We start from the raw sequence: 14,034 nt of genomic DNA on the forward strand, positions 1-14,034 counted from the left end.
AGGGTTCGCCTTCGCATCACAACAGCCTTTCCGGGATGTCGACGTATCGGGATCTGAGCCATTCGCCCAGGCCTTTGGCTTGCGGATCGAATCGGGCCTGGTAGGCGACACCCTGTCCGAGGATGTCCTCGATGACGAAGTTGACCGCCCGCAGCCGCGGCAGCAGGTGCCGCGTCACGGGCAGGCCGGCGGTCTCGGGGAGCAGTTCGCGCAGCTTCTCGACGGTCAATGTATTTGCCAGCCAATGCCATTGGGCATCTGCCGTGTTTCCCGTCGCTTCGCTCGCCCCGGTGACATTTCCCGTCGCTTCGCTCGCCCCGGTGTTGTTTCCCGTCGCTTCGCTCGCCCCGGCTCGCACCCAGACCCCGACGTTGGCGGAGCCGCCCTTGTCCCCGCTGCGGGCGCCGGCGATGCGGCCCAGCGGTGCCCGGACGGTGGGGCCCGGTGTGATCGGTTCGGGAAGTTCGGGCGCCTCGGCGGGCTCGACGACCAGCGTCTCGGCCGCCGGGGCGACGGCCACCCGGGTGCCGTCGGCGTGCACGGCGACATGCGGCACCGCGGTGGCATCGACATATCCGGCGGTGAACACCCCGTACACCTGGCCGTCTCCGGGCGGGGCGGTCGAGGTGAAGCCCGGGTAGCTGGCCAACGCCAGTTCCACTGCGGCGGAGGAAAACTGGCGGCCCACGATCTTGGGGTCGGGGTCGCGGACGACGCAGTGCAGCAACGCGCTGGCGGTTTCCTCGGTGTCGGCGTCGGGATGATCGGTGCGGGCCAGCGTCCACTGCAGCTCGGCGGGCCGGGCCTTGAGGTGGCTTTCCAGCTGGGAGCGAAGCAGCGCGGCCTTGGCTTCGATGTCCAGGCCGGTCAGCACGAACGAGGTGGCGTTGCGGAAGCCGCCGATGCTGTTCAGCGAGACCTTCAGCGTCGGGGGCGGGGCCTCGCCGCGCACACCGCTGACCCGGACCCGGTCGGGACCGGCCGCGGAGACCGAGACCGAATCCATGCGCAGCGTCACGTCCGGGTTCGGGTAGCGCGCGCCGGCGATCTCGTAGAGCAGTTGGGCGGTGACGGTGTCGGTGCTGACCAGGCCACCGGTGCCGGGGTGCTTGGTGATGATCGAGGAACCGTCGGCGGCGATCTCGGCGATGGGGAAGCCGGGATGCCCGAGATCGGGGATCTCGGTGAAGAACGAGAAGTTGCCGCCGGTGGCCTGGGTGCCGCATTCGATGATGTGGCCGGCCGCGACCGCGCCGGCGAGGGCGTCGTAGTCCGTGCGGGTCCAGCCGAAGTGGGCGGCGGCCGGACCGACGATCACCGAGGCGTCGGTGACACGGCCGGTGACGACGACATCGGCTCCGGAGTTCAGGCACTCGACGATGCCCCAGGCGCCCAGGTAGGCGTTGGCGGCGAGCGGTGCCGTTCCCCCGAACCCGAGCTCGTCGGCCCGCGCGACGAGGTCATCACCCTCGACATGGGCGACGGCCGCGCGCACTCCGAGTCGATCGGCGAGGTCACGCACCGCGGTGGCCAGCGCGGCCGGATTGAGGCCGCCGGCGTTGGCGACGATCTTCACGCCCTTGTCCAGGGCGAGTCCGAGCGTGTCCTCCAGCTGGCGCAGGAAGGTCTTGGCGTAGCCGAGTTCGGGGCTCTTGGCCCGGTCGCGGGCCAGGATCAGCATGGTCAGTTCGGCCAGGTAGTCGCCGGTGAGGTAGTCGAGCTCACCACCTTCGAGCATCTCGCGCATCGCCGCGATGCGGTCACCGTAGAACCCCGAGCAGTTGCCGATTCGCACTGCTGCAGACTCCACTGAAAGCTCCCATCGCACTCCGACCAACCGGTAGGTAGATTAGTCGGTACCGACGGTACCGCGTCAAGGGGTGGGCCTTGATCCGTCCGCTGTTGCAGTCTTGCGCCACGGACATCGCCTCGAGGCCGAAACCGCGTACGTTCCTCCGCAGTTTGGAGGCATCCGGCGGTGCGGGCTATCCTGTGGTGCAACTTGCCGTCGCTGTTCGCTGCGCGGCGGAAACCCCGCAAGAGGAGATCTCCAACATGGCTGTGCCCAAGCGCCGGATGTCGCGCTCGAACACCCGTAGCCGCCGGTCGCAGTGGAAGACCGAGGCCGTCGGCCTGGTCAACGTCGCTGTGGGCGGCCAACAGCGCAAGGTGCCGCGTCGCCTGCTCAAGGCCGCTCGCCTCGGCCTGGTCGACCTCGACCGCAAGTAACCGCTCCAGCGGCGCGCCTCTCAGGTCGCTCTCAGATGGAGGGATGACACTGTGGCTGTGCGCATTCTTGTCGTTGATGACGATCGCGCGGTGCGCGAATCTCTGCGCCGGTCGCTTTCGTTCAATGGATACTCCGTCGAGCTCGCCCAAGATGGTGTCGAGGCCCTCGAGGCGATCTCCAGTGATCGGCCGGACGCCCTTGTCCTGGACGTGATGATGCCGAGGCTCGACGGCCTCGAAGTGTGTCGGCATCTCCGCAGTACCGGTGATGATCTGCCGATCCTTGTGCTCACCGCGCGGGATTCGGTCTCCGAGCGGGTGGCCGGCCTGGATGCGGGAGCCGATGACTACCTGCCCAAGCCCTTCGCGCTGGAGGAACTGCTGGCCCGGATGCGCGCCCTGCTGCGCCGGCGCACCCTTCCGGAGGAGAACGCCGATTCCCGGGCGTTGACCTTCTCCGATCTGAGCCTGGACCCGGTGACGCGTGAGGTGTCCCGCGGTGAACGGCAGATCAGCCTGACCCGCACCGAGTTCTCGCTGCTGGAAATGCTCATCGCCAACCCCCGGCGGGTACTGACCCGCAGCCGCATCCTGGAGGAAGTCTGGGGATTCGACTTCCCGACCTCGGGCAATGCGCTGGAGGTATACGTCGGTTACCTGCGTCGTAAGACGGAGGCCGAGGGTGAACCGCGGCTCATCCACACCGTGCGCGGGGTGGGTTATGTGCTGCGGGAAACCCCGCCCTGATGCGGCTGTTCAAGAAGCCGGTGTTCCGATCGGACAGCCAACGCCGGTACACCAGAAACGTCAGCGCGGTCTCGCTGCGCTGGCGGGTGATGTTGCTGGCGATGTCGATGGTCGCGATGGTCGTGGTGCTGATGGCGGTCGCCGTGTATGCCGTCGTGTCCCGCTCCGTCTACGACGACATCGACACCCAGCTGCACAGCCGCGCACAACTGCTCATCGAGAGCGGGTCGCTGGCCGCGGACCCCGGCAAGGCCATCGAGGGCACCGCCTACTCCGACGTGAACGCCATGTTGGTCAGCCCCGGACGCTACATCTACACCGCCAATCAGCAGGGCCAGACGTTGCCGCTCGGTGCGCCGGAAAAGGCCGTCGTCCAGGGCGAGCTGCTGATGTCCCTGCGCACCGTCAACAACCAGCGGGTGCTCGCGGTACATCTCGCCGACGGTAACTCCCTGCTGATTTCCAAGAGTCTGGCGCCCACAATCGCCCTGCTGAACAGACTGGGCACCGTGCTGGCCATCGTCGGCGCGTCGGGGATGGCGGTGGCCGCGATAGCCGGCGGGATGGTCGCGCGCGCCGGCCTGCGCCCGGTGGCGCGGTTGACCCAGGCCGCAGAGCGGGTCGCGCGGACCGACGATCTGCGGCCCATCCCGGTCGTCGGCACCGATGAGCTGGCCCGGCTGACCGACGCCTTCAACATGATGCTGCGCGCGCTCGCGGAATCCAGGGAGCGCCAGTCCCGGCTGGTGACCGACGCCGGTCACGAATTGCGGACCCCGCTCACCTCGTTGCGCACCAATGTCGAGCTGCTGATGGCCGCGATGGCGCCCGGCGCACCCCGGCTGCCCGAGGGCGAGATGGTCGAACTGCAGGCCGATGTGATCGCCCAGATCGAGGAATTGTCCACATTGGTGGGCGATCTGGTGGACCTCACCCGCGATGACGCCGGGGTGGTGATCCGGGAGAAGGTCGACCTGTCCGACGTGGTGGATCGCGCGCTGGAGCGAGTTCGTCGCCGCCGCAACGATATCGACTTCGACGTGAACCTGATCGACTGGCAGGTCGACGGCGATGTCGCCGGACTGTCCAGGGCGGTGCTCAACGTGCTCGACAATGCCGCCAAGTGGAGCCCGCCCGACAGCACCGTGCTGGTGCGGCTGTGGCAACGCGACGCACTACACGCCGAACTCGTCATCTCCGATATGGGCCCGGGCATTCCGCCGCAGGAACGTGACCTCGTGTTCGAGCGGTTCTACCGCTCCACATCGGCTCGCGCGATGCCCGGTTCGGGTCTGGGACTGGCGATCGTCAAACAGGTGGTCCTCAAACACGGTGGGACACTTCAGGTTGACGACACCGTGCCAGGAGGCGAGCCGTCGGGCGCCTCGGTGCGCATCGTGCTGCCGGGCCGTCGGGTGCTGCCCGAGAGCGCGGCGGCGACCGCGCCGTTCCAGGCGCCGACCGGGATATCGCCGACACGCGGGGACACATCGATGGACGCCACGTCCGCGGGCGCAGACAATAGGTAGCGTCCAGCGGGGGATGACGTGGGGAAATCTTCAGAAATTGATGGGTTCGGCCATGTCATTCTCTAAGTGGATTCTCAGCCCAGCTCGGCACTGTATGGCTGTCCGATGCGTTGAACAGATAACTGAACCGCTGAAAAGAAAGAGCGCCGAGCGATATGACGAACGACCCGAGGTATACACCGCCTCCGTCCCAGCCCGGCTATTCCACCCAGCGCAATAGCTATCAGCAGGGCTATCAGCAGCAGCCCTATGACTGGCGTTATGCCCAGCAGCCTCAGCAGCCGCGGCCGCAGTACGACCCGTATCGCACCACCGGAACCACCGGAAACGGGCCCCAGAAGCGTTCGCGTGCAGGTGCTTTGGTGGCCGGGGCGGCCGCGATCGCGGTGGTTTCCGCCGCTATCGGTGGCGGGGTGGCCGTGTTGGCTCAGCCCGACCAGCCCTCCACCAGCTTCTCCAGCAGCAGCGGTGCCACGCCGGGCATGCCGGCGGCGAGCGTGCCGGTGGGCTCAGTGGAGCAGGTCGCCGCGAAGGTGGTGCCCAGCGTCGTCAAGCTGGAGACCAACCTGGGCCGCGCCTCCGAAGAGGGGTCGGGCATCATCCTGTCCACCGACGGATTGATCCTCACCAACAACCACGTCGTGGCCACCGAGGGCGCCCCCGGGCGGTCGCAGACGAAGGTGACCTTCGCGGATGGCCGCACCGCGCCGTTCACGGTGGTCGGCACCGATCCCAGCAGCGATATCGCCGTGGTGCGGGCCGAAGGGGTGTCGGATCTGACGCCGATCGCGCTCGGCTCCTCGGGAGACCTGCGGGTCGGCCAGGACGTCGTCGCCATCGGATCGCCGCTCGGACTGGAGGGCACCGTCACCGTCGGCATCGTCAGCGCGCTGAACCGTCCGGTCGCCGCGGGCGGGAACAGCCGCGACCAGAACACAGTGCTGGACGCGATCCAGACCGACGCCGCGATCAACCCCGGCAACTCCGGTGGCGCGCTGGTCAACATGAACGGTGAGTTGGTCGGCGTGAACTCCGCGATCGCCACCCTGGGCGGTGCTTCCGCGGAGTCCCAGAGCGGTTCGATCGGCCTCGGCTTCGCCATCCCGGTGGACCAGGCCAAGCGGATCGCCGACGAACTGGTGCAGGGCGGGACCGCATCGCACGCCTCGCTGGGTGTCCAGGTCGGCAATGACGCATCGGTGGACGGCGCCAAGATCGTCGAGGTCACCGAGGGTGGCGCGGCGGCCGCGGCGGGACTGCCCAGCGGCGTGGTGGTGACCAAGGTCGACGGTCGTGTCATCAACAGCGCCGACGCCCTGGTCGCGGCGGTGCGGTCGAAGGCACCCGGGACGAAGGTGACGCTGACCTTTCAGGGATCCGGCGGACCGGAGACCCTGGACGTGACCTTGGGTAAGGCCCAGCAGTGACCCGCGGACTGGATGTGACCTTGCCTGGGTCCTTGTCGTCGGCCGGATATACGGTGACAGGCATGGAACAACCAGGGGAGTTGGTCGGGCGGGCGCTCGTCGTCGTCGTCGACGACCGGACAGCACACGGCGAAGAGGATCACAGTGGACCGTTGGTCACCGAGCTGCTCGGTGAGAGCGGTTTCCTGGTGGACGGGGTCGTGGTGGTCTCCGCCGACGAGGTGGAGATCCGCAATGCGCTCAACACCGCGGTCATCGGGGGCGTCGATCTGGTGATCTCGGTCGGCGGCACCGGCGTGAGCCCCCGCGACGTGACCCCGGAGGCCACCGTCGAACTGCTCGACCGTGAGTTGTTGGGCATCGCCGAGGCTCTGCGCGCGTCCGGGCTCTCCGCAGGCATCGTGGATGCCGGCGTATCGCGTGGCCTGGCCGGCATCTCGGGCAGCACCCTGGTGGTGAACATCGCCGGCTCCCGCGCCGCGGTGCGGGACGGCATGGCCACCCTCAACCCGTTGGCCGTCCAGGTGATCGGGCAGCTGTCGAGCCTCGATATCTGAGCGGGAAATGGGTGTCCAGATGGTAACCATGCAGGTCTGCGCACCCTTTTCAAGATCGGCAGGTTACGGACAGGTGAACGGCAGTCACGTGGTAAATGTGACGTTGGTCACAAGCGGTGCCTCATCGTGACCCGGCCGACGCGACCGTCGAAGGATGCAGTTAACGCGATCTTCGGCGAGGAAATGCCGAGCACCACTCGCGACGAGCGCGACGGCGACACCCCGGAAGAAAACTACGACCGCGACCGGTGGATCCGGGACAACGTCCCGCCGCACCACGGCTGAGCAGTAATTTCCCTCTGATCGGCTGGAATCTTCCGGATTCCAGCCGATCAGTTCTTTCTGCTCCACGTGCGGGGCAAACTGGCGCGCGCCAAGTTGTCGCGCTGGTCACGACACCGTGAATACGTCTGTATGGCCACCCCAGCAAACCTTTAGGGCCTTTCTGGGCAGGCTCGGCTGATCCGTCTTTCGCGTTGCCGGGTTGATGGCGCACCGTTATGTTCCTCGTGTCAACGATGAGCAAATCGTAAGAACAGCATGTGGAGTTTCTCATTCGCATCACATGGTGGTCTTGCAAGGTGTGAAGTCTCGGTTAGGGCCGGGATCCGCATCGACAAACACGGTTGACAGCACACCAACCGTCGGCAGCTAAGGGAGAACATGAAGGTAATCAGTCGGGTGCTGATCGCGATGATCGCGGCCATTGCGTCGCTGTTCGTGAGCACGGGCACCTCCAACGCGGGTCTGGACAACGAGCTGAGCCTCGTGGATGGCAAGGACCGGACCCTGACCATTCAGCAGTGGGACACCTTCCTCAATGGTGTGTTCCCGCTCGATCGCAACCGCCTCACCCGTGAGTGGTTCCACTCGGGCAAGGCCAAGTACATCGTCTCGGGTCCGGGCGCTGAGGACTTCGAGGGAGTGTTGGAGTTGGGCTACCAGGTCGGCTTCCCGTGGTCGCTGGGCGTTGGTATCAACTTCAGCTACACCACCCCGAACATCGCGCTCGACGCTCAGGACTACGGCTACGTGGGCCCCGGTGGCGTCGACTTCGATTTGATCCCGGGTATCTCGACTCCGCCGCTGTTCCCCGGCGCCTCGATCAGTGCCGACCTCGGCAACGGTCCCGGTATCCAGGAAGTGGCGACCTTCTCCGCCGATGTCGCAGGTGAGGGCGGCGCAATTGCCGTCTCCAACGCTCACGGCACCGTCACCGGTGCTGCCGGTGGCGTGCTGTTGCGCCCGTACGCACGCCTGATCGCCGCAGAGGGTGACAGCGTCACCACCTACGGCGAACCGTGGAACATGAACTGACAGGTGAGCGGAGACGAGAGCGGACGGCCAGTGGATTTCCATGCAGTCGCCTGCACTCGCGCCGTTGTACCGCGGGACGACGAATCTCGTTCTACGCTTATATCAGGAGGGCCCAGGTGGGTCATTCACTTATGACTTCAAGCAGAAAGGAAGTGTCGATGTCGACCGATTTAACTGGGCGAAGCCGGAACTTCAAGACAATGGGTGCACTCGGACTCGGCTCGGCCGCTCTCGCGACTGCGTTAGTCGGATTAGGTAGCGGCACCGCGAGTGCTGATGTGACGGAGACTGCACCCGCGCCGTACGTCACAAGCCGACAAGCGACGATTCTGTCAGAGGGCGCCTTGCGCTATGCCGATTACGGCCAGGCGCGTGGCTTTCTGGATACCAGGTCCGGTGACAGCGGAATTGTTCACGCGACCGGGGAGGTTGGAAGTCAGCCTACCGCCGTGGGCGGCGACCGAGTGGACACCGTGTTGGCGCGACCAGGCACAACGTCCGTTCCGTACAACATCTTCAACAATAGGACTGATGGCGTGGGCCCCGCCGGTCAGACTAGCTGGCCGTTCGTTTTTGGACCTCCGATCGGAAGTTACGGCGGCATGAACTAGGTCAACAGCACAAGCAATGCATCAGCAAACGCCCGGCTGGGATCTCCAGCCGGGCGTTGTGCGTGCGACGTGCCGGCCGGTTCAACCGTCGGGAGTGACTCGATCTGGATACTTGGCCATTGACACTGCGCCTTGTAGTCAGATCATTCAACTCTAACGGGTGTTGGTATAGGCCCCGCGCCTATCCTGATGTGCGATTACAGCGTCTTGCCCATTCCCACCGACGGGCGACCAGGGCGACCAGGCCGTCGACTTCAAGAAAGTCCCCACCCCGTGCGGTGCGCGAAGCCCAGTTAGTTCGTCGAGGATGATCAGATCGACCCGCAGCAGGGATTCGATGATCTTGCCGACGGTGTTGTCGGCAAGGCCGCGGTAGAGGGTTTCCATGAGGTCAGCGGCGGTGAAGTAGCGCACCTTGTGCCCGGCGTGGATCGCGGCGACTCCCAGGCCGATCAGGGTGTCGGATTTGCGGGTGCCGACGGGATTGAGTCGTTGAACTACCAGATGCGCAAGGTCATCAAGAATCGCGGCCAGTTCCCCAACGACGCCTCGGTCGTCAATCTGCTGTGGCTGGCGATCTGCAACATCGAGGACAAACGCGCCGCTGAACGGGCTAAGGAACGCGGCCAGAAACTCCTCCAGGCGAGCTTGATCAACCGGGTAAGCAGCCCTCCTTCACCGGTCAGGGCCACCTCGCCGGTGTCGACCTGAGCTAGCAGCTCATCAACAGCACCCGAGGTCCTAAGCGCCTCGGCCATCTCCACTGTGAACCCCGCCTCAACCAGCGATGAATCCACGTCCTTGCCTGTCGCCACGTCCTGCGATCCTTCCGTAACAGGACTTACACAGACCATTTGACACGCCCGCGGCGAACGCATCGGGATCTCCTACATCCCACCAGGCACGCCGGGGAACAACGGACACATCGGATCTTTCAACAACGAAAGGAGGGCCTGAACCGCAATCATTGGACGAGTCTCCTCGAAGCGAGGGCAGTGATCGAGGACTTCAAAGCCGACCACAACAACGGGTCTGCTGCACGATCAGGTGACAACTGTCACCTGATCGTGCAGCAGACCCGTTGTTGAAGGATGTTGGCCGATGGGCGCTGGCTGGTGCGGCGGGCCAAGTTGTTGTAGCGCTTGGAGCCTTGCTCTGTCGGCCGTTCGACGTACAGGTGGCAAGTTCGGTCAGTTTCGACGAGCCTGGGAGCTTCCTGTGTGGTAAAAAAAGCTGCTTGCTCTGCTTCGGGGGATAACTGGTGTAGTGCGGGCTAGCCCTGCTGACAGCTCGCCTGAGCACATCCCAATTTGGAGCACATATGGCCAACCGCTCTGCCTCGCGTCACGCGAACCGCAAGAAGGGCGGAGGTAAGCACCGGGTTAAGAAGCAGACGCCCGAGGTGGTGACCTGGCTTGGTGCTGGAGCGATCACGCTCGGTGTGGGTGCGGCAATGGCAAGCGGGACGGGTGTTGCCACTGCGGATACGGGCAGCGATTCTTCATCCTCTTCGTCGTCATCCAGCGCGTCGAGTAGTTCGAGTTCGGATTCGGGATCTGGTGGCACGTCTTCTGCTGGTGATGCGGCTTCTCGTCCTTCGGCGCGGTCGGTGGCCGACGCACAAGAGAAGAAGTCGTCGCTCATCACGCGCAAGAGCAGCGGCGAGGACGATGACACGAAATCCTCGGCAGACAGCGATATTCGAGACACGGAGGGGCCCGATGAGAAGCCAGAACCCGCAGTAGAGCTAGCCACGAAGGACGTGCTCGCGGTATCGCCGGCTCAGGTGGCGCCACCTGAGCCGGCGACCGTACAGAGCCCATCATCTAAGCTGCCAGATAACGGCGAGCCTGTCGTCGCGAGCCTGTTGGCACTGCCCGTAGTAGCCACGCGGAATGTTCCAGACACTGAACCGATTTCCATGCTCTCGTCGGTCGAGCCGTCTGAACCCGAGTCGCCTTCTGGGCAGGCGAAGGTTGTCCTCGTCAGCGGTGCGGAAGAGGCAGGCGCGGCTGCGAATAGCGGCTCACCGAGTCTTCAGACTGCCGTCTTGGCCGCCGCTAGTGCCACCAACACTCCAAAGGTCTCGGTCGTTGAGAACTATCTACTCAGCCACCCTGGATCGGCAACTGCAGTATCCGCCGATGGACGCTATGTCTACATCGGCGACAACAATGGGACAGTCTCGGTCGTCGACACGAGGACAAATAGAGTCACGACGCTTAACGTCCCGAATAAGTACGGCGATATTGCAGCGGCCGGAAACTATGTGGTTGTGACGTCTTCTCAGGGAACTGGGGTAGGCACCTTGACGGTTATTGATTCACGAAACAACCAGGTTCGCAACCGATTCACCATTAATCATGCAGGAAATACGCCAGTAGCGGTCGCTCTCAACTCTAGCGGCAGCCGTACCTACATCGTGAGCCATAATGGTTGGGTGACTCACGTAGACACTCGTTCCGGCGCGGTTTTAGGGACTAACCAAGTTGGCGGGTATCTTGGCGACGGTAGCCATGTAGCTGTGAGCAATAACAAGCTGCTCGTTGCACGCGATGACTCGAGTAATGGCTATACATTGTCGATCCTGAACTTGGGCACCGGGAACCTGAAGGAACTTGTTTTTAGTGCTTCCGCCCGTAGCGTCGCAGTAAGTCCTGACGGTTCCCGAGCTTACCTGGCAATTTCTTACGACCAGCAATTCCAGGACTCGGCCCTGATCGTTATTGACCTTACGACCGATACTGTTGTCGATAAGATTGTTGCGCCCACCGCATACGGTTCCTCTATTAGCGACCTGAAGCTCAGCACGGACGGGCAGCGCGCTTACTATCTTGACAACGACTACTACAGCGACGTCAGGGGCGGCAAGTTGGTCGTATTGGACCTAGAAACAGGCCAAAAGGTTGATGAAGTGCGGTTCGATGGATGGCGTTCCGAACTCTCGATTACTAGAGACGGAAAGTACATCTATCTAGCGACATCTGACCAGCGCCTATCAGCAGCCTCGCTCTACGCCATATCTACCACGGTCGGTAATAACTACACAGGACCGCAAGGCGCAATCGAAATCCTCAAGGCCGCGGCGAATGTACTCAGCTTTCTCGATGACATCACAAACGCTTTGGACAGGCTGCCAACCGTCTGGAACCTAGGCGCACTCTTCAGGCTCAATTCACTCGGCCAAGGTATTGACAACATTCTGGGTGGTATTGCTACCGGAAACGTGACTCGAATCCTTGATGGGGTCGTTGACGTATCCGTCGCGCTATTGCCGAAGCCAGCAGCATTCTTGATCGATCTTGCAAAGTCTGCGATCGCAGTGCTGATACCGATGAGCGCAGAGGATCAAGAGGAGTTTCTCAACTTCAGGGCTCAGTGCATGTTTCGAAAGAACAGTGATCAGCTCAGCCCAGCCGAGGCGCGGCGCTTTGTTGAGCGGTATTCGCTCCCAGCTTCTTTGGTCAACGTTCCTCTTGACCATGCTAAGTACAACGTTGGCGGTTGGTTTGGTACTCCGCAGTGCTGACTCCAATGTGAGGTGATTTTTCTTGCGTGGGGCCTGCTGCGTGACCGCAACTGTCACCTGATCGTGCAGCAGACCCAACCTATCCCCATGAGTTCAAACGGGACGCCGTCACGCTCTTGTATTGAGATGCCGATGGTGCGATGAGTGTGTCCGTGGCCATGGGCGTCAGCGGATTAACGCCCTCGGCGTATTGCAAACTGCAGGCGCGCTGATCCGGCTCCGCAGCCCAACCACGGTAGGTGAGCCAACGGGGCGTAGGGGTCCTTGACCACTGGCCCGGTCGCGGGCAGAGAATGAGAATAGGGTGTTGCGCGCCAGCGAGGGCTCGGTTGTCCACTGCACGCGACGTTCGCGCGGTCAGCGGACCAAATACTTCGCCGGGGAGGCGAACTGGTGAGCCGCTTCCGGTTCGTCGTCGACCACCTACACGCCTTCGACGCGAAGTGGCTCTGCGCGGCGGAAGTTTGGCGACCGCAACATCAGGGCTTGGCGTCGGGAGTGACGCGTTCTGACGCAGACGGACCGGGTCGCGTGGCCAGCAGATCGCGGATCTCGGTGAGCAGCACCACCTCGGCTTCGACGGTCTCCTCCTCCTTCTTCCGGAACTTGCTGTACGGCAGCACAATCAGGAAGTACACGACGGCGGCCACCAAGACGAAGTTGATCGTGGCGGTGAGCAGCACGTTGAGGTCGATGGTCTGATCGCCGCCGATGGGGATACGCAGGATGCCGTATTCGGCGTCGCCGCCGGCGCCGATGCGGTCGATCAACGGCTGGATGATGCTGTCGGTGAAGTTGGTGACCAGCGCGGTGAACGCGGTACCGATGACGACCGCGACCGAAAGGTCGATGATGTTGCCGCGTAGCAGGAACTCTTTGAAACCTTTGATCATGCGGGGACCCTTCCAGCAGTTAGGTGGCGCGTGGACACGCAAACACTAACCGAGCAGGTAGCGCGCCGGTATCAGTGAAAGGTGACGGTGATCTGTCGCGTCAATGCGGCACCGGCCACCGCATTGGCGGCGTGACGGGGCAACGCCACCAGCACCACCCGTTGCGCTGAACCCGCGGGCCCCGCAGGTTCGGCGGACACCAGCACCACGACGGCCTCGGTGGCGACGACCTCCGGCGGGGCGTCCGGTCCGATGTCGGTGCTGCCCGCCGCCAGCACGTCGACGACATCGCCGGGCCGGATGAGGTCGACGAGCGCGTCGTCGGCGAGATGTAGTGGCACGATCCGGGCGTCGGGGCCGGCGCTCGCCTCGGTCAGGCGTGTTCCGAGCAACCGCACATCGGTGAGGATCTCACCGCGGCGCGCCGGCCCAGTCAGCGTGGCTCCGAGCGCGACGCCGATATCGCCCGTCGCGCCATCGGGAACAGTTGTGGCCAAACGTGATTCGACGGTGACATCGCCGTCGCGCAGCGGTGTGCCCGGGGTCAGGTCGCGCAGCGCGATGACGACATCGGTCCGTTCGCCGGCCGGATCCGGGCGTAACGCGGCCACCGCGGCGAGCACCACGAGCAGCCCCGCGGCGGTACGGCGGGCGGTCACGGTGCGTGTCCAGTCCGGGCGAAGCGCCCGGCGCAGCCGGGACAGCACCGTCGGATTCAGTGATTCCCCCACCGGGAGAACGCTAGGCCGCCCGGGGAGATGACGGCAGCTTCAGGACGGCGTGCCTGTGGATAACTCGTCAGCTGGAGGCGGCGGCCGGCGTCGAACTGGTCGAACTCGTCGACGAAGAAGACGGTGTGCTCGACGAACTCGACGAGTCCGAAGAGCTGCCGGCCGTCGAGGTCGAGCTGTCGCTGCTCGTGGACGAGCTCGCGGTGCTGCTGGACTTCGAGGAGTCGCGGCTGTCGTTGCGGTAGAAACCGCTGCCCTTGAACACGACGCCCACCTTGCCGAACAGCTTGCGCAGCCGTCCGTTGCATTGGGGGCACACGGTCAGCGCATCGTCGCTGAACGCTTGGACCTCGTCGAACCGATTGTCACACTCGGTACACGCGTAGGAGTAGGTAGGCACGAAATCCTCCGAGACTGTCAAACCTTCTAGCACTCTAGCGGCTCAAGTGCTAGAACCGCTACGT

At 64.0% G+C, this 14,034-nt stretch carries 12 protein-coding genes and 3 pseudogenes; 9 read left to right on the forward strand and 6 right to left on the reverse strand.

What is annotated here, in order from left to right:
- Positions 1–16 precede the first annotated feature (16 nt).
- Entirely contained in the window at positions 17–1,747 is a 1,731-nt protein-coding gene (locus tag EXE63_RS21170; RefSeq protein WP_301335184.1) for an acyclic terpene utilization AtuA family protein, read from the reverse strand.
- Positions 1,748–2,055: 308 nt separating this feature from the next.
- Here EXE63_RS21170 and rpmF point away from each other — a divergent pair, with 308 nt between their 5' ends.
- The 7 genes from rpmF (at position 2,056) to mspA (ending at position 7,806) form a co-directional block, all read left to right on the forward strand.
- A complete protein-coding gene (gene rpmF, locus EXE63_RS21175) occupies positions 2,056–2,229 on the forward strand; it encodes a 50S ribosomal protein L32 (protein WP_057168308.1) in 174 nt (57 codons plus the stop codon).
- A 57-nt stretch (positions 2,230–2,286) separates the two neighbouring features.
- The gene (locus EXE63_RS21180; RefSeq protein ID WP_105362257.1) at positions 2,287–2,976 is read left to right on the forward strand and encodes a response regulator transcription factor; all 690 of its coding nucleotides are present in this window, start codon (positions 2,287–2,289) and stop codon (positions 2,974–2,976) included.
- Complete coding sequence (locus tag EXE63_RS21185) at positions 2,976–4,505, forward strand: HAMP domain-containing sensor histidine kinase (RefSeq protein ID WP_436277639.1); 1,530 nt, start codon at positions 2,976–2,978, stop codon at positions 4,503–4,505. The genes EXE63_RS21180 and EXE63_RS21185 overlap by 1 nt, the downstream gene beginning before the upstream one ends.
- Before the next feature lie 155 nt (positions 4,506–4,660).
- A complete protein-coding gene (locus EXE63_RS21190; RefSeq protein WP_168143558.1) occupies positions 4,661–5,932 on the forward strand; it encodes a S1C family serine protease in 1,272 nt (423 codons plus the stop codon).
- Between the two features lie 62 nt (positions 5,933–5,994).
- On the forward strand, positions 5,995–6,489 hold the full coding sequence (locus tag EXE63_RS21195; RefSeq protein ID WP_168143559.1) for a MogA/MoaB family molybdenum cofactor biosynthesis protein: 495 nt from the start codon (positions 5,995–5,997) through the stop codon (positions 6,487–6,489).
- A gap of 126 nt (positions 6,490–6,615) precedes the next feature.
- Complete coding sequence (locus EXE63_RS21200) at positions 6,616–6,774, forward strand: hypothetical protein (RefSeq protein ID WP_168143560.1); 159 nt, start codon at positions 6,616–6,618, stop codon at positions 6,772–6,774.
- 378 nt (positions 6,775–7,152) lie between these two features.
- A complete protein-coding gene (gene mspA / locus EXE63_RS21205) occupies positions 7,153–7,806 on the forward strand; it encodes a porin MspA (protein WP_168143561.1) in 654 nt (217 codons plus the stop codon).
- 905 nt (positions 7,807–8,711) lie between these two features.
- On the opposite strand, the pseudogene EXE63_RS21210 reads toward mspA, so the two are convergent.
- Positions 8,712–8,906: pseudogene (locus tag EXE63_RS21210) on the reverse strand (ATP-binding protein); the annotation flags it as partial.
- On the opposite strand from EXE63_RS21210, the pseudogene EXE63_RS33040 reads away from it, so the two are divergent.
- Positions 8,895–9,128 (forward strand): annotated as a pseudogene (locus EXE63_RS33040) (hypothetical protein); the annotation flags it as partial. The pseudogenes EXE63_RS21210 and EXE63_RS33040 sit on opposite strands and share 12 nt — an antisense overlap.
- On the opposite strand, the pseudogene EXE63_RS21220 reads toward EXE63_RS33040, so the two are convergent.
- Positions 9,059–9,232 (reverse strand): annotated as a pseudogene (locus EXE63_RS21220) (IS256 family transposase); the annotation flags it as partial. The pseudogenes EXE63_RS33040 and EXE63_RS21220 sit on opposite strands and share 70 nt — an antisense overlap.
- A 506-nt stretch (positions 9,233–9,738) precedes the next feature.
- Between EXE63_RS21220 and EXE63_RS21225 the strand changes: the two are divergent.
- The gene (locus EXE63_RS21225; RefSeq protein ID WP_168143562.1) at positions 9,739–11,946 is read left to right on the forward strand and encodes a YncE family protein; all 2,208 of its coding nucleotides are present in this window, start codon (positions 9,739–9,741) and stop codon (positions 11,944–11,946) included.
- 479 nt (positions 11,947–12,425) lie between these two features.
- Here EXE63_RS21225 and mscL read toward each other — a convergent pair whose 3' ends face one another.
- The 3 genes from mscL to EXE63_RS21240 all read right to left on the reverse strand — a co-directional run bounded on the left by mscL (position 12,426) and on the right by EXE63_RS21240 (position 13,970).
- Entirely contained in the window at positions 12,426–12,839 is a 414-nt protein-coding gene (gene mscL, locus EXE63_RS21230; protein ID WP_168143563.1) for a large-conductance mechanosensitive channel protein MscL, read from the reverse strand.
- Between the two features lie 71 nt (positions 12,840–12,910).
- On the reverse strand, positions 12,911–13,570 hold the full coding sequence (locus tag EXE63_RS21235) for an SAF domain-containing protein (protein ID WP_168143564.1): 660 nt from the start codon (positions 13,568–13,570) through the stop codon (positions 12,911–12,913).
- Between the two features lie 67 nt (positions 13,571–13,637).
- On the reverse strand, positions 13,638–13,970 hold the full coding sequence (locus tag EXE63_RS21240) for an FmdB family zinc ribbon protein (RefSeq protein WP_168143565.1): 333 nt from the start codon (positions 13,968–13,970) through the stop codon (positions 13,638–13,640).
- Between the last annotated feature and the right edge of the window lie 64 nt (positions 13,971–14,034).

It is taken from the genome of Mycolicibacterium frederiksbergense, from assembly GCF_012223425.1.
Classification (GTDB): Bacteria; Actinomycetota; Actinomycetes; order Mycobacteriales; family Mycobacteriaceae; genus Mycobacterium; species Mycobacterium frederiksbergense.

Excerpts from the sequence above, each read along its gene's own strand:
- EXE63_RS21170 (WP_301335184.1), bottom strand. The coding sequence starts at position 1,747 with ATGCGCGAGATGCTCGAAGGTGGTGAGCTCGACTACCTCACCGGCGAC.
- rpmF (WP_057168308.1), top strand. The coding sequence starts at position 2,056 with ATGGCTGTGCCCAAGCGCCGGATGTCGCGCTCGAACACCCGTAGCCGC.
- EXE63_RS21185 (WP_436277639.1), top strand. The coding sequence starts at position 2,976 with ATGCGGCTGTTCAAGAAGCCGGTGTTCCGATCGGACAGCCAACGCCGG.
- EXE63_RS21190 (WP_168143558.1), top strand. The coding sequence starts at position 4,661 with ATGACGAACGACCCGAGGTATACACCGCCTCCGTCCCAGCCCGGCTAT.
- EXE63_RS21195 (WP_168143559.1), top strand. The coding sequence starts at position 5,995 with ATGGAACAACCAGGGGAGTTGGTCGGGCGGGCGCTCGTCGTCGTCGTC.
- mspA (WP_168143561.1), top strand. The coding sequence starts at position 7,153 with ATGAAGGTAATCAGTCGGGTGCTGATCGCGATGATCGCGGCCATTGCG.
- EXE63_RS21225 (WP_168143562.1), top strand. The coding sequence starts at position 9,739 with ATGGCCAACCGCTCTGCCTCGCGTCACGCGAACCGCAAGAAGGGCGGA.
- mscL (WP_168143563.1), bottom strand. The coding sequence starts at position 12,839 with ATGATCAAAGGTTTCAAAGAGTTCCTGCTACGCGGCAACATCATCGAC.